The 14,484-nt window shown below is 69.7% G+C and carries 12 protein-coding genes; 3 read left to right on the top strand and 9 right to left on the bottom strand.

The features are described 5' to 3' along the window. Positions 1–9 precede the first annotated feature (9 nt). Together DEJ30_RS06415 and DEJ30_RS06410 are read right to left on the bottom strand one after the other, a co-directional pair. Positions 10–2,457, bottom strand: a complete 2,448-nt coding sequence (locus DEJ30_RS06415; protein ID WP_027466686.1) for an ATP-dependent helicase — start codon at positions 2,455–2,457, stop codon at positions 10–12. A gap of 12 nt (positions 2,458–2,469) precedes the next feature. Next, positions 2,470–3,480, bottom strand: a complete 1,011-nt coding sequence (locus DEJ30_RS06410; protein WP_110859536.1) for a glycerophosphodiester phosphodiesterase family protein — start codon at positions 3,478–3,480, stop codon at positions 2,470–2,472. A gap of 105 nt (positions 3,481–3,585) precedes the next feature. Here DEJ30_RS06410 and DEJ30_RS06405 point away from each other — a divergent pair, with 105 nt between their 5' ends. Both DEJ30_RS06405 and DEJ30_RS06400 read left to right on the top strand, forming a co-directional pair. Next, on the top strand, positions 3,586–4,599 hold the full coding sequence (locus DEJ30_RS06405; RefSeq protein ID WP_110859535.1) for a DUF817 domain-containing protein: 1,014 nt from the start codon (positions 3,586–3,588) through the stop codon (positions 4,597–4,599). A gap of 31 nt (positions 4,600–4,630) precedes the next feature. Continuing rightward, positions 4,631–5,494, top strand: coding sequence for a Bax inhibitor-1/YccA family protein (locus DEJ30_RS06400; protein WP_110859534.1), 864 nt, complete (start codon positions 4,631–4,633; stop codon positions 5,492–5,494). Between the two features lie 319 nt (positions 5,495–5,813). Here DEJ30_RS06400 and guaA read toward each other — a convergent pair whose 3' ends face one another. Genes guaA through DEJ30_RS06375 form a run of 5 tightly spaced genes read right to left on the bottom strand, consistent with a single transcriptional unit; the run spans position 5,814 to position 10,615 of the window. After that, complete coding sequence (guaA, locus tag DEJ30_RS06395) at positions 5,814–7,394, bottom strand: glutamine-hydrolyzing GMP synthase (RefSeq protein WP_027466690.1); 1,581 nt, start codon at positions 7,392–7,394, stop codon at positions 5,814–5,816. After that, on the bottom strand, positions 7,391–7,837 hold the full coding sequence (locus DEJ30_RS06390) for a DUF3817 domain-containing protein (protein WP_027466691.1): 447 nt from the start codon (positions 7,835–7,837) through the stop codon (positions 7,391–7,393). Before DEJ30_RS06390 ends, guaA begins: the two co-directional genes overlap by 4 nt. A gap of 10 nt (positions 7,838–7,847) precedes the next feature. Next, positions 7,848–8,624 carry an SURF1 family cytochrome oxidase biogenesis protein gene (locus tag DEJ30_RS06385; RefSeq protein ID WP_110859533.1) on the bottom strand — a complete coding sequence of 259 codons (777 nt, stop codon included), beginning with the start codon at positions 8,622–8,624 and terminating at the stop codon, positions 7,848–7,850. Between the two features lie 5 nt (positions 8,625–8,629). Beyond that, positions 8,630–10,081: a cation:proton antiporter gene (locus tag DEJ30_RS06380; protein WP_027466692.1), complete on the bottom strand. Its 1,452-nt coding sequence runs from the start codon at positions 10,079–10,081 to the stop codon at positions 8,630–8,632. Positions 10,082–10,084: 3 nt separating this feature from the next. Next, the gene (locus DEJ30_RS06375) at positions 10,085–10,615 is read right to left on the bottom strand and encodes a cation:proton antiporter regulatory subunit (protein WP_017885470.1); all 531 of its coding nucleotides are present in this window, start codon (positions 10,613–10,615) and stop codon (positions 10,085–10,087) included. Between the two features lie 75 nt (positions 10,616–10,690). Here DEJ30_RS06375 and DEJ30_RS06370 point away from each other — a divergent pair, with 75 nt between their 5' ends. Continuing rightward, a complete protein-coding gene (locus DEJ30_RS06370) occupies positions 10,691–11,194 on the top strand; it encodes a hypothetical protein (protein ID WP_110859532.1) in 504 nt (167 codons plus the stop codon). 161 nt (positions 11,195–11,355) lie between these two features. On the opposite strand, the gene DEJ30_RS06365 is transcribed toward DEJ30_RS06370, so the two are convergent. Together DEJ30_RS06365 and DEJ30_RS06360 are read right to left on the bottom strand one after the other, a co-directional pair. Continuing rightward, positions 11,356–13,242, bottom strand: a complete 1,887-nt coding sequence (locus DEJ30_RS06365; RefSeq protein WP_110859531.1) for a glycerol-3-phosphate dehydrogenase/oxidase — start codon at positions 13,240–13,242, stop codon at positions 11,356–11,358. Between the two features lie 62 nt (positions 13,243–13,304). Then, a complete protein-coding gene (locus DEJ30_RS06360) occupies positions 13,305–14,423 on the bottom strand; it encodes a GuaB3 family IMP dehydrogenase-related protein (RefSeq protein WP_027466694.1) in 1,119 nt (372 codons plus the stop codon). Positions 14,424–14,484: the final 61 nt, after the last annotated feature.

Raw genomic sequence — 14,484 nt, 5'->3', positions numbered from 1 at the left:
TGAGAGCTCCTACAGCTTCTCGATCGGGGCGATCTTGATGAGGAGCTTCTTGCGGCCCGCTGAGTCGAACGCGATCTCGGCGATGCGCTTGGCACCCTGACCCGTCACCGCGGACACCGTGCCCTCACCGAAGTCGACGTGCTTGATGCGGTCGCCGGCGACGAGTTCCATGTCGCCGTTGTCGCGCACCTGCCCGGACACCCGGTTCGCCCACTCGGTCTTCGGGCGGGTCTTCGAGGCCGCCGCTGCGCGGTCGTACGAGCCGCCGCCCCAGCCGCCACCACCGCGGTAGCCACCGCCACCGCCGCCGCCGCCGAAGCCGCCGTCGCGCTTGGCGTTCAGGGCGCGGGGCTGCGTGCCACCACGGCTGTTCGCCATGCCCGGGGACTGCTTCCACTCGATGAGCCCCTCGGGGATCTCCTGCAGGAAGCGCGAGGGCATCGCCACGTTCACGTCGCCGAACTGGGCGCGGGTCATCGCGAGGGACAGGAACAGGACCTTCTTGGCGCGGGTGATGCCCACGTAGAACAGCCGGCGCTCTTCCGACGGCCCGCCGGGTTCGTTGGCGGACATCCGGTGCGGAAGCAGGTCTTCCTCGACGCCGGTCAGGAACACCGCGTCGTACTCCAAGCCCTTCGCGGTGTGCAGCGTCATCAGCGACACCGTTCCCGAAGAGTCGTCGAGCTCGTCCGCCGCGGCGACCAGCGAGACCTCGGTCAGGAAGTCCGACAGCGTGCCCTCGGGGTTGTTCTTCTGGAACTCACGCGTCACGGCCACGAGCTCGTCGATGTTGTCGGCACGGGCTGCGTCCTGCGCGTCGGGCGACTTCCGCAGGTTGTCGAGCAGCCCGGAGCCGTCGAGCAGCTGCGTCAGGGTGTCGACCACCGGCTGCGTCGGGGCCTTCTCGGACACGGAGTCGAGCAGCGCCGCGAACTCGGTGATGGCGTTCCGCACCTTCGGCCCGAACCCGAGCTCGCCCGCGTGCCGCAGGGCGTCGCGCATCGTGGTCTCGTGCTCGTCGGCGTAGCGCTGCAGCGTGGTCTCGGTGACCGAGCCGATGCCGCGCTTGGGCACGTTGAGGATGCGGCGCAGGGCCATCGGGTCGGCCGGGTTGGCGACGGTGATCAGGTACGCCATGGCGTCCTTGATCTCGGCGCGCTCGTAGAACTTCGTGCCGCCGAGCACCCGGTACGGGATCGCCGCACGGATGAAGATCTCCTCGAGCGCACGGGTCTGCGAGTTGGTCCGGTAGAACACCGCCATGTCGCGGTAGTCCATGCCGTCTTCACGCAGGCGCTGGATCTCGTCGGCGACGAACTGCGCCTCGTCGTGGCCGGTGTACCCGGTGAAGCCGACGATCTTCTCGCCGGCACCGACGTCGGTGAACAGGCTCTTCGCCTGGCGGTCGAAGTTGTTCGCGATGACGGCGTTCGCCGCGTCGAGGATGTTCTGCGTCGAGCGGTAGTTCTGCTCGAGCAGGATCGTCTTGGAGTTCGGGAAGTCCCGCTCGAACTCGACGATGTTGCGGATGTCCGCCCCGCGGAACGCGTAGATCGACTGGTCGGAGTCGCCGACCACCGTCAGGGACGCGGGGGCGATCGACCCGTCGGTCTCCCGCATCCGGGCGACGTGCTGGCCGGAGTCCTCGAGCTTGTCGACCTGCTCGACCGGCACCGGGCGGGTGAGCTCACGGATCAGGGCGTACTGGGCGTGGTTCGTGTCCTGGTACTCGTCGACCAGGATGTACCGGAAGCGGCGCTGGTACAGGGCAGCGACGTCCGGGAAGGCCCGGAACAGGAACACCGTCTGGCCGATGAGGTCGTCGAAGTCGAACGCGTTCGCCCGGCGGAGTTCGTTCGTGTAGCGCCGGAACACCTCGGTGAACATGACCTCTTGCGGGTCGTTCACGTTGATGTTGCGCGCGTAGGTGTCGATGTCCTGCAGCTCGTTCTTGAGCTTCGAGATCTTCGACGCCGCGGCGCCGACGGTCAGCCCGAGGGAGTCGGCCTCGAGCTCCTTGATGATCCGCTTCAGCAGCGCCTTGGAGTCGGCGGAGTCGTAGATCGTGAACGACTGCGGGAACCCGAACCGCTCGGCTTCGCGCCGCAGGATGCGCACGCACGCCGAGTGGAACGTGGAGATCCACATCCCCTCGGCCTCGCCACCGACCAGGGCCCGGACGCGCTCGCGCATCTCGGCCGCGGCCTTGTTCGTGAACGTGATCGCCAGGATCTGCGACGGCCAGGCTTCGCGGTTGGCGAGCAGCAGCGCGATGCGGCGGGTGAGCACGCTCGTCTTGCCGGAACCGGCACCGGCCACGATCAGCAGGGACTCGCCGCGGTACTCGACGGCTTCCTTCTGCTGGGGGTTCAGACCCGCGGTGAACGGGTCTTCGTACGCGCGGGCACCGGCGCCCGGCTCGGGCGTCGATTCGAAGGGGTCGAGCACGATCGTCATGTCCGGGACAGTCTAGGCGGGACCCCCGACAGCGGACCGGGCGAGCACCGCCAGGTCAGGGTGGTCGGCGAACACCCCGTCGAGTCCGGTGCGGATCACGGACGTGAACCACCGCTCCCAGTCGCCGAACGCCGCGACGTCGCCACCACGACGCAACGGCGACGGCAGGAACCGGTTCTCCGGCCGGAGGGTCCACGTGTACACCGCGAGCCCCGCGGCGTGGGCGCGGTCGACGATCGCGCTGCGCACCGGCGTCGGGTCGTCGAGCGCGACGCTGTCGACGCCGGCCATCAGGGTGCCGAGGTCGACGCTGATGCCGTGGAACTCGGTCGCGAACGACGCGAGCGCGTCCTCGGAGCGCTCGGCGGCGTAGGTGGGGGCGAGCGATCCGTGGGACGCGACCTCGTCCGCGGCGCTGCCACGGGCCTCCTGGAGGTACACGAGTCGACCACCGGTCCCCCGCTCGCGCAGGTCGCGCAGCACGCCCTTCTCGAAGCTCTCCACCGTGAGCCGCTCGTCCCGCCGCCACCCGGCCTCGCCGAGCGCGGCGTCGACGAGTTCACCCATCGGGAACCCGGCGCGGGCGAAGTACGCGGCGTGCTTGACCTCGGCGACGAGCCCGACCGGGCGGGGTGCGGCATCGAGGACGGCGAGCAGGTCGACGAGCCGCAGGATCGGCTGCACACCGTCGTGCTCGGCGGATCCCGGGCGGAGCACCGGCAGGCGCTCGCGGGTGCGGAGCGTCTGCAGCTCGGCCCACGTGAAGTCCTCGGTGAACCAGCCGGTCAGGGTCTGGCCGTCGACGGTCTTCGTCGTGCGCAGGTGCCGGAACTCGGGGTGGTCGGCGACGTCCGTGGTGCCCGAGACCTCGTTCTCGTGCCGGAGCACCAGCACGCCGTCCTTCGTGGGCACCAGGTCCGGTTCGATCGCGTCGGCGCCGAGTTCGATCGCGAGGTCGTACGCGCTCCGCGAGTGCTCGGGACGGTAGCCGGACGCACCGCGGTGGGCGATCACGAGGGTCATGGCGCGACCCTACTTGCCGCGGGTGACCAGCGGGCGCCTGTGTCTGGGGACACACCCGTCGCTCCGAGCGCCGCTGTTCCCAGCGACGACGCGGAGCATCACCGCATGACCGTCCGTTCGCTCTCCACCGCCGTCGAGGCCCGGATCGACCGGGCCGCACGCCGTCTGCTCGACGCCGGGCACCAACCGCACCGGCCCGTCCGTGTGTTCGTCACCGAGTTCCTGGTGTTCGGCGCGAAGCAGGCCTGGGCGTGCGCGTTCGGGGCGCTGCTGCTCACGACCATGGCCGTGGTGCACCTGACCGTGCCGGCGGCGATGCGGAACGACGTGCTGACGATCGCGGCCGTGCTGCTGCAGGTCGGCATGCTCGTGTTCGGGCTCGAGACCGTCCGCGAACTCCGCGTCGTGCTGCTGTTCCACGTCGTCGGCACCGCGATGGAGGTGTTCAAGACCCACATGGGCTCGTGGACCTACGAACCCGGAGGGCTGTTCGTCGTCGCCGGGGTGCCGCTGTTCTCGGGCTTCATGTACGGCGCCGTCGGGTCGTACATGGTCAGGGTGTACCGGCTGTTCGACCTGCGGTTCGACCGGTACCCGCGGCAGTGGCTGCTGGCGGTCGTGGCGTGCGGGATCTACCTGAACTTCTTCGGCCACCACTTCGTCGCCGACGCCCGGTACCTGCTCCTCACGCTCGTGCTGCTGCTCTTCGCCCGCACGACCATGCACGTCCGGATCCACCGGGCGACACTGCGGATGCCCGTGCTCGTCGCGATGGGCCTCGTCGCGGTGTTCATCTGGGCAGCCGAGAACGTCGCGACCTGGGCCGGGGCGTGGAGCTACCCGGCACAGCTCGCGGTGTGGCAGCCGGTGGCGCCGACGAAGATCGTGGCGTGGTTCCTGCTCATGACGATCTCGGTCGCGCTCGTCACGTGGCTGTACCCGGCGCTGCCGTCCGGGCGGGCGGGCTCGACGGGCTCGACGGGCTCGACGGCGGACTCTCGACGTCCTCGGGGCGCGCGTGCAGCGGGCGACCCTAGGCTTCCCCCGTCGGGGCCCGATGGGTCCGCGTCCGCTCGCCGCGAATCCTCAGCCTTCCGCGACCGAGCGCCCCTAGGCTGAGAGGACTCGAATCTCCTAGGAAGAGGACACCATGGCCTTCAAGCCCGGTTTCGACCAGTCCCCCGCCTTCAACGCACAGGGGGCAAACACCTGGGGCGGGCGCGGTGCTGGTCAGCAGCAGGCCGGCTGGGGACAGACCCCGCAGCAGGCCCAGGGCGGCATGACCCCCGAGCAGCTGCAGTACATGTACGACCGCCCGACTGCGTCCCCGGTGGACACCGACCGCATGTCGTACGAAGACACCATCGTCAAGACGCTGCTCGCGTTCGGCGTGCTCGTCGTCGGCGCCGTGGCCGGTTGGAACCTGCCCCCGATCGTCTGGATCATCGGCGCCGTCGTCGGGTTCGTCCTGGCGCTCGTGAACATGTTCAAGAAGAAGCCCTCCCCGGGCCTCGTCCTGGCGTACTCCTTCGCCCAGGGTCTGTTCGTGGGTGGCATCTCCGGCGCGTACAACTCGATGTGGGGTGGCATCGTCACCCAGGCGGTGTTCGGGACGCTCGGTGTCTTCGCCGTGACGCTCGCGCTGTTCGCATCGGGCAAGGTCCGCGCCACACCGAAGGCCACGCGCTTCTTCCTCGTCGCGATGGTCGGGTACATGGTGTTCTCGCTCATCAACCTGGTCCTGATGTGGACCGGCGTGACGAACACCGCGTTCGGCGCACTCGGCATCACGATCTTCGGCATCCCGCTCGGTGTGATCATCGGCATCCTCGTCGTGGTCATGGCGGCGTACTCGCTGATCCTCGACTTCGACCAGATCCAGACCGGTGTCCGTCGTGGCGCTCCCCGGATCTACGCCTGGACCGCTGCGTTCGGCCTGATCATGACGATCGTCTGGCTGTACCTCGAGATCCTGCGCATCCTCGCCATCATCGCGAGCAGCTCGCGCAACTAGTACCACCGCACACGCGAAGGGCCCCGGCGCTGCCGGGGCCCTTCGTCGTTCCCGGGCCGGCGGTGCTGGCGGGAGCGGCGGCGGGGGTGGCCCATTGGTCACAACACCCCGCCAACGCCCGCCGAGTGGTCACGAAGTGTCGCCGGGGCCGGGGCCAGCCGACAGTTCCTGACCGCTCGGCATCGGGCCCGCGGGGTGTTGTGACCACTCAACGGCCCCAACAGCGCCCACGCCCACGACCCCGGCGACGCCGCCCCCGGACGCACGGAAGGCCCGGCACGCCTGACGCGTCCCGGGCCTTCCGTTGCTCTGGGGAGCCCTACTCCCACTCGATCGTCCCCGGCGGCTTCGACGTGACGTCGAGCACGACCCGGTTGACGTCGGGCACCTCGTTCGTGATGCGGTTCGAGATCTTCGCGAGGGTGTCGTACGGCAGACGCGTCCAGTCGGCGGTCATGGCGTCCTCGGACGAGACCGGACGGAGCACGATCGGGTGCCCGTAGGTCCGGCCGTCGCCCTGCACGCCCACGGAGCGGACGTCGGCGAGCAGCACGACCGGGCACTGCCAGATCTCCTGGTCGAGGCCGGCCGCGGTGAGCTCTTCGCGAGCGATCTTGTCGGCCGCGCGGAGCAGTTCGAGCCGCTCCTTCGTGACCTCGCCGACGATGCGGATGCCCAGGCCCGGGCCGGGGAACGGCTGGCGACCGACGATGACCTCGGGCAGCCCGAGCTCGCGGCCGACCGCACGGACCTCGTCCTTGAACAGGGTGCGCAGGGGCTCGACGAGCTCGAACGTCATGTCCTCGGGCAGGCCGCCGACGTTGTGGTGCGACTTGATGTTCGCGGTGCCCGCTCCGCCGCCGGACTCGACGACGTCCGGGTACAGGGTCCCCTGCACGAGGAACTTGACCTCGGCATCAGAGTCGGAAGCCTGCGCCTCCAGCACGAGTGCCTCGGCCGCGCCCTCGAACGTGCGGATGAACTCGCGCCCGATGATCTTGCGCTTCTGCTCGGGGTCGCTCACGCCGGCGAGGGCGTCGAGGAACTGCTGCTCGGCGTCGATCGTGATGAGCCGGACACCGGTGGAGGCGACGTAGTCCTCTTCCACCTGCTTGCGCTCGTCGGCACGCAGGAGCCCGTGGTCGACGAAGACGCAGGTGAGCTGGTCGCCGACGGCCTTGTGCACCAGGGCTGCGGCGACGGCGGAGTCGACACCACCGGAGAGCCCGGCGATGACCCGTGCGGAGCCGACCTGCTCGCGGATGCGGGCGACCTGCTCCTCGATGACGTTGCTGGAGTTCCAGTCGCCGGGCAGGCCCGCGGCACGGTGCAGGAAGTTCTCGAGCACGGCCTGGCCGTACACGGAGTGCTTGACCTCGGGGTGCCACTGCACGCCGTAGAGCTTGCGCTCGTCGGACGCGAACGCCGCGACGGGCGTCGATGCGCTCGAGGCGAGCACCTCGAAGCCTGCCGGGGCCTTGGCCACGGAGTCGCCGTGCGACATCCACGTCACCTGGTCCGCCGGCTGGTCGCCGAGCAGGGTGCTGGTGCCGGGGGCGAGCGTCACGTCGGTGGCGCCGTACTCGCGCAGACCGGTGTTCGCGACCTCGCCACCGAGGGCGGTCGCCATGGCCTGGAAGCCGTAGCAGATGCCGAGCACGGGGACGCCGAGGTCGAGGATGTCACCGTCGAGGGACGGCGCGCCTTCTTCGTACACGGACGACGGACCACCGGACAGCACGATGGCCGCCGGGTCCTTGGCGCGGATCTCGTCCGCGGTGATGGAGTGCGGCACGATCTCGCTGTAGACGTTCGCTTCACGGACCCGACGCGCGATGAGCTGCGCGTACTGGGCCCCGAAGTCGACGACGAGGACGGGACGCTGTTCGGTCTCGCTCACCGAGCGGCCTCCTTCTCACGCTGCTGGGCAGCGATCAGCTCGTGGTAGGTGTCCATGGCCTGCTGCTGCATGCGGTGTTCGACCACGAAGGACATGAACGGGATGATGCCCCCGAGGGCGATGAGCAGGAAGCGCGACGGCCTCCAGCGCATGATGCTCCACAGACGGAAGTCAGTGAACAGGTAGAGCACGTACAGCCAGCCGTGGGCGATGAGGATCGCGATCGACAGGTTGAACGTGCCCGGGGTCTCGCCCGCCGTGCCGTTGGGCACGAAGAACGGACCGTTGCCGAGCTGCATCTCGAGCTGCAGCGGCGTGTACTTGATGATGACCTCGACCACCAGGGCGAGCAGCAGCACACCGGTGATGTACGCCGAGACGCGGTACCACTTCACCGCCCCCGGGATCTTGGGGATGTCACGGGTTCGGACGGTCAGGGCCATGCCTGCAATCCTACCGTCGGAGCGCGTCGGCTTCGGTGGCGAGCGCTGCCTCGCGCTCCTCTTCCTGCTCGCGCTCCCAGGCGTCCTTCACGAACCGGTACCAGAGGAACACGGCGAAGCCGGCGAACACGACCCACTCGATCGCGTAGAACAGGTTGAGCCAGTCGAACTGGACCTCGCGCGACGGTGCACGGTCGGCGATGGTGCCGAGGTCGGCGGCCTTCGCGGTGGCGCCGTCGGCGACGACGTACCCGAGGTACATGCGGTCGTCGAAGGCCTGCCAGGTGTTCACGAACCGGGCGGGCGCGACGGCGGAGTACTCGCCCTTCTTGTAGGCGTCCTGGTCAGGCGACTCGGCCGGGTAGTAGCGACCCTGGATCGTGAGCGTCTGCCCGTCCGCCAGGCGCTCGCCCCCGGCGACGGCGGCCGACCGCTGGTCGGACCACCCGATGACGACCGGGAGGCTCGCCCCACCGTCCGAGTCCACCAGGTGCCCGACGGTCTGGTACTTCCCACCCCCGGTGCGGCCGGTCAGGACGGTGGTGTCGTCGGCGACGAAGGTCCCGGTGACGGTGACCCTCTGCCCGGCGAGGCTCTCGCTGACGGGGCGCTCGGGGGTGGTGACCGCCTCGAGCGTGCGGCGGGTCTCGGTGGTCGCCGGCAGGGGTTTGCCGTTGGCGATCGACCGCTCGAGCTGCCACTTGCCCAGCCCGGCGAACACCGCCGCCAGCACGAGCGCCAGCAACAGCAGCGCGATCCACCTCGGTCGTCGGGCAACGGCCCACATCTGTATCAGTACTCCGGATCGCGCTGTCGGACCGGGCGCTCGGGGCGCTCGGCGGGGATCTCGACCGGCGACGTCACGGGGGCGGACGTCGGCTCGGACCCCTCATTGTCTCGCTCGTCCCTGCCAGCAGCCTCGACGAGCGCGAACTCCTCGGCGAACTGGCGGTCCCGCTCGGCCTTCCGTGCCGCGGCGGTGGCGTCCGCCTCGGCCTCGGCCGCTTCGGCGCTCTCGGCGGCGGCTGCTGCGGCGACGGCACGTCGGCCGCCCAGGCGTCCGCGCAGGCGGATGAGCCGACCCGGGCGCACCACGAGGCGGCCGATCCGGTCCGAGTTCACCGCGAGCAGCGGCCCGAGGACGGCCATGCAGAGGACGTAGAGGCCCGCGAAGGCGGTGATCCGCGCCTCCAGCCCGGCGGCAGCCGACAGCGTCGCGAGGATCAGCGCGAACTCGCCACGGTTCACCAGGATGACGGCGGTGTTGATGCCCTGCTGGACGTTGAAGCCGTTCATCCGCGCGACGATCTGGCCGGCGACCGCGTTGAGCACGACCGTCATGCCGATGGCGCCGAGGACGGGCCAGAGCACCTCGCCGAAGGTCGACAGGTCGAGGCCGAGCCCGAAGTTGACGAAGAAGAACGCGGCGAAGACGTCGCGCATCGGCAGGGCGAGCTGTTCGATGCGGTCGCGGTACCGGGTCGCTCCGCAGAGCAGGCCGATGACGAAGGCACCGATGGCGTCGGTCACGCCGAGCAGGTCGCCGATGCCGCCGAACATGACCGCGAGTCCGAAGAACAGCACCGTGAACAGCTCGTCGTCACGAGTGGCGAAGATCTTCGAGACCCACTTGCCCGCGAAGCGCGCGAGCGTGAACATCACGATGAGGAACCCGAACGCGAGTGCCAGCTTGCCGACGACGGCCCAGACGTTGGTGTCGCCGGACAGCACCACGGAGACGATCGCCAGGTAGACGGCGATGAAGACGTCCTCGATCACGGTGACGCCGAGGATCATCGGGGTCTCGTCGTTCGCCAGGCGCCGGAGCTCGATGAGGAGCTTCGTCACGATGGCGCTCGAGGACGTCGCCGTCATGCCCGCGATGATCAGGGCTTCACGGGTGCCCCAGCCGAGCGAGAACCCGAAGGCGAACCCGACGCCCATGTTGATGACGACGTAGGTGCCGCCCGACACCAGGAGCTTGCCGGCGTTGCCGTAGAACTCCTCTTGGTCGAACTCGAGCCCGAGGTTGAACAGCAGCAGGATGAGCCCGAACGTCGCGATGAGCTCGATCGTGTGGGACTCGACGCTCAGCCCGAACCACGGCGTGTTCGGACTCGCGACGAGTCCGACCACCATGTAGATCGGGATGGCCGGCAGACCGATGGTCTTGCCGAGCCGGCCCAGGACGTAGGCGATGACGAAGAGCACACCGATGGTGAGCAGCTCACCACCCAGGTGCATGCGCTAGCTCTTCCGCGGGGCCTCGGCCGAGGCGGCCGCAAGCTCTCCGCTGCGGTAGAAGGAGAACGCCTTGGCGACCTTCTCGGGGGAACCGGCGACGACGATCGTGTCTCCGGGGAACACGACGAAGTCCGACGAGGGCGCCGGGTTGGCGCTGTCGCCACGCACCACGGCGACGACGGTCAGGCCGATGAAGCCCGAGTCGTGCAGGTCGCCGAGGGGCTTGCCCGCGATGGCGTCGTCGTAGTCGACGGAGAACCAGTCGATGGAGAGGCCAGGGATCTCGTCGAGCTTGTCGAGGCCCTCGGTGATCCGGGTGCCGCCGAGCAGTTCGGCGAGCGTGTGCGCTTCGTCCTCGCTGAGACGCAGCGAGACCTTCTCGGACTTGTCCGCGCCGTCGGAGACGTCGGCGAACGAGATGAGGTCGGAGTGCCCCGACCGGTGCGTGATGACACCGCACTTGCCACCGTCGTCGGTGTAGAAGCTGTGCAGCACGCCGACTCCGGGGAGTTTGACGCGATGGACGTCGACCATGATGGCTCCCTCTTCGAGTACCCCCATGCTAACCACCCGGTGGTCCCGCGCATTCCGCGCACTACTGTTCTGTGGATGGGGAGAACACGGATCGTCGTCGCCGTCGTCGGGGTGCTGGTCGTCGCGCTGTACGCGGCACTGCTGGCGGTGAACGCACTGGTGCTGGACCCGCTCGCCGCGGTCCCCGGTGCGACCCTGGCCGAGATCCACACCGAGCTCACGCAGCAGGGCTTCCCGGTCGGGGCGGACGTCGCGACCGTCGTCGGGATCGCCGTCGTCGGCGTCCTGTTCGCCGCGGGGCTGTCGGTGCTGCTGCTGGTCACCCGGGCGCCGGCGCACGTCATCGCGGCGGTGCTGCTCGCCGTCGTCGTGGTGGGGACGCCGATGTCGTTCGTCGCGGCGCTCGCCCTCGGCATGGACGTCGCGGACGCCTACGGGGTCGGCGGCGGTGACCACACGATCTGGTCGGGCGTGCTGTACGTGACGAGCCTCGTCGCGCTGATCGCGATCCCGGTGGTGCTCGTGGTGGGCCAGTCGGTGCACGTACGCCGCGCCGCCCTGCGGGCGCACGCCGGCTGACGGACGAACCACGGGCCTCCAGTCCGTCCTTCCGTCCTTCCGGTCTGGAGGCGCGGGTGGACCCCGAAAGACGCCGTCGTCTTGTCGAGACGCCGCGTCGACACCGAGACGCCGCCGGATCCGGCGGCGTCTCGGTGACACGACGGCGTCTTCTGGCCTCGCTACTCCGGCTCGCTCGTCTTCTCGCCGACGACCTGCTCGTCGGACGCCTTCGCGCCCTCGGCACCGTCCGAGCGGCCCCCGCCCACGACCACGTCGTCCTCGTCGAAGCCGAACGCGATGTCCGGGGCCTCGAGCCGCACACGGTCCGCGCTCTCGTCGTCGGGCTGCAGCTGCGACTCCCGTTCGGCGGCGACGCGCTTCAGGTAGTTCGCGACCTCGTGCTCGGTCGTCTCCTGGTCCCACCCGAGCACGTCCGCCATGAGCTTCGCGGCGACGGGCGCTGCCGAATCGCCGCGGTCCCAGGCCTCGATGGAGATGCGGGTGCGACGGGCGAGGACGTCCTCCAGGTGCAGGGCGCCCTCGTGCGAGGCGGCGTAGACGACCTCGGCGCCGATGTAGTCGTCGGCCCCCGGCAGCGGTTCGGCGAGCGCGGGGTCCTGCTCGACGAGCTGCAGCACCTCGGTCGCGAGGGTGCCGTACCGGTTGAGCAGGTGCTCGATGCGGACCTTGTGCACGTTGAAGCTCCGTGCGGTGCGGGCGCGTCGGTTCCACGCGGCAGGGTAGCCCTCGGCACCGAGGAGTGGGATGTCCTCGGTCGTCGACTCCGGGATCCTGCCGTCCATGGCCGCGACGGCCTCGTCGATGGCGTCCTTGCCCATCACCCGGTAGGTGGTCCACTTGCCGCCGGCAACCACGACGAGGCCCGGGACGGTGTGGGCGACGACGTGCTCCCGGCTGAGCTGCGAGGTCTGGTCGGACTCCCCCGCCAGCAGCGGCCGGAGTCCGGCGTAGACGCCCTCGACGTCCTCGCGGGTCAGCGGGACGGCGAGCACCTTGTTGACGTGCTCGAGGATGTAGTCGATGTCCGCCGCGGTCGCTGCCGGATGCGCCTTGTCGAGGTACCAGTCGGTGTCGGTCGTGCCGACGAGCCAGTGCCGGCCCCACGGGATGACGAACAGCACGCTCTTCTCGGTGCGCAGGATCATGCCCGTGTTCGACTGGAACCGGTCTCGGGGGATCACGAGGTGGACGCCCTTCGACGCCCGCACCTTGAACTGGCCGCGGGTGCCGATCATCGCCTGGGTGTCGTCGGTCCAGACACCGGTGGCGTTGACGACCTGCTTCGCGCGGATCTCGAACCGTTCGCCGGTCTGGATGTCGTGGGCCTGCGCGCCGACCACGCGCTCTCCGACCTTGATGAACCCCTCGATGCGGACGCGACTCGCTGCCTCGGCACCGTACGAGGCCGCGGTGCGCACGAGCGACGCCACGTAGCGCGCGTCGTCGACCTGGGCGTCGTAGTACGTCATGCCGCCGACGAAGGCGTCCTTCTTGAGCCCGGGCATGTTCCTGAGCACCTGCTTCCGGCTGAGGTGCCGGTGGTGCGGGACGCCGGGCGGACGGCCGCCGGACCAGCTGAACACGTCGTACATCGCCATGCCGATGCCGATGTAGAACCGCTCCCACACCCGGTGGTTGAGCGGGTAGAGGAAGCGCACGGGCTTCACCAGGTGCGGGGCGATGCGCTGGAGCAGCAGGCCGCGTTCGATGAGGGCCTCGCGGACGAGTGCGAAGTTGAGCTGCTCGAGGTAGCGGATGCCACCGTGCACGAGCTTGGACGAGCGGCTCGACGTCCCCGAGCCCCAGTCGCGGGCCTCGACGATGCCGACGCTCAGGCCGCGGGTCACGGCGTCGAGCGCACTGCCCGCACCGACGATGCCGCCGCCGACGACCAGGACGTCGAGCTCCTTGGTCTTCAGCGTCTCGATCGCCGCCGCACGTTCGTCCGGTCCGAGCTTCGCCGCGGGGTCGAACCCCACGCCGGGCGCGACGTCACGTGGACGTCCGGCCGTGCTGGTCTGCTTCGTCGTGCTGGACTTGGCCATCGTCGCCTCCGGGTCACGGTCGGCGCCGTGGCGTCACCCGGGGTCGTGCCCGAGTGCCACCGTCACTGGTGGTACGGCGCCACGACCACTTCTACTCGCTGGAACTCCTTGGCGTCGGAGTATCCGGTCGTCGCCATCGAGCGGCGCAGGGCACCGACGAGGTTCGCGCGGCCGTCGTGGGTCGGCGTCGGGCCGTTCAGGACGTTCTCGAGCGGGGCGATCGTGCCCACCTCGACCCGGCGGCCGCGGGGCAGCTCGGGGTGGTGCGCCTCGGCACCCCAGTGGTAGCCACCACCCGGGGCCTCGGTCGCACGGGCAAGTGCGGTGCCGAGCATGACCGCGTCGGCGCCCACGGCGATGGCCTTGACGATGTCGCCCGCGGTGTCGAGCCCGCCGTCGGCGATGACGTGCACGTAGCGGCCGCCCGACTCGTCGAGGTAGTCGCGACGGGCACCGGCGACGTCCGCGACGGCGGTGGCCATCGGGGCGTGGATGCCGAGCGCGGCACGGGTGGTCGACGCTGCGCCGCCACCGAAGCCGACGAGCACGCCCGCGGCACCGGTGCGCATGAGGTGCAGCGCCGACGTGTACGTCGAGGCACCGCCCACGATCACCGGGACGTCGAGCTCGTAGATGAACTTCTTGAGGTTGAGGGGTTCCTCGGTCTGGGAGACGTGCTCGGCCGAGACCGTGGTGCCGCGGATGACGAACAGGTCGACACCGGCGTCGACGACCGTCTTCGAGAACTCCTGGGTGCGCTGCGGGCTGAGCGAACCGGCGACCGGCACACCGGCTGCGCGGATCTCAGCCAGGCGTGCGGTGATCAGCTCGGCCTTGATCGGCTCCGAGTAGATCTCCTGCATGCGCTTCGTGACGTTGCCGTCGGTGAGCGACTTGATCTCGTCGTAGTACGGGGTCGGGTCCTCGTAGCGGGTCCACAGGCCCTCGAGGTCGAGCACACCGAGGATGCCGAGCTTGCCCATCTGGATGACCGTCGCCGGCGAGGACACGGAGTCCATCGGCGCCGACAGGATCGGCGACGCGAACGTGAACGCGTCGATCGACCACTGCACACTGACGTCGCGCGGGTCACGCGTCCGCCTGGAGGGGACCACCGCGATGTCGTCGAACGCGTACGCCCGACGTCCGCGCTTGCCTGCACCGATCTCGACTTCGCTCACTCGGACAGCCTACCGGGCGGGCTCTGCGGCGTGCACGGGCCGGACGGTGCGGGCGGAGTCG

It is taken from the genome of Curtobacterium sp. MCPF17_003, assembly GCF_003224385.1.
GTDB classification, from domain to species: Bacteria; Actinomycetota; Actinomycetes; order Actinomycetales; family Microbacteriaceae; genus Curtobacterium; species Curtobacterium flaccumfaciens.
Note: the sequence above shows the minus strand (reverse complement) of the source record. Positions and strands in the feature narration are given on the sequence as shown.

Coding starts and splice junctions, on each gene's coding strand:
- DEJ30_RS06415 (WP_027466686.1), bottom strand. CDS start 2,457: ATGACGATCGTGCTCGACCCCTTCGAATCGACGCCCGAGCCGGGCGCC.
- DEJ30_RS06410 (WP_110859536.1), bottom strand. CDS start 3,480: ATGACCCTCGTGATCGCCCACCGCGGTGCGTCCGGCTACCGTCCCGAG.
- DEJ30_RS06405 (WP_110859535.1), top strand. CDS start 3,586: ATGACCGTCCGTTCGCTCTCCACCGCCGTCGAGGCCCGGATCGACCGG.
- DEJ30_RS06400 (WP_110859534.1), top strand. CDS start 4,631: ATGGCCTTCAAGCCCGGTTTCGACCAGTCCCCCGCCTTCAACGCACAG.
- DEJ30_RS06390 (WP_027466691.1), bottom strand. CDS start 7,837: ATGGCCCTGACCGTCCGAACCCGTGACATCCCCAAGATCCCGGGGGCG.
- DEJ30_RS06385 (WP_110859533.1), bottom strand. CDS start 8,624: ATGTGGGCCGTTGCCCGACGACCGAGGTGGATCGCGCTGCTGTTGCTG.
- DEJ30_RS06380 (WP_027466692.1), bottom strand. CDS start 10,081: ATGCACCTGGGTGGTGAGCTGCTCACCATCGGTGTGCTCTTCGTCATC.
- DEJ30_RS06375 (WP_017885470.1), bottom strand. CDS start 10,615: ATGGTCGACGTCCATCGCGTCAAACTCCCCGGAGTCGGCGTGCTGCAC.
- DEJ30_RS06370 (WP_110859532.1), top strand. CDS start 10,691: ATGGGGAGAACACGGATCGTCGTCGCCGTCGTCGGGGTGCTGGTCGTC.
- DEJ30_RS06365 (WP_110859531.1), bottom strand. CDS start 13,242: ATGGCCAAGTCCAGCACGACGAAGCAGACCAGCACGGCCGGACGTCCA.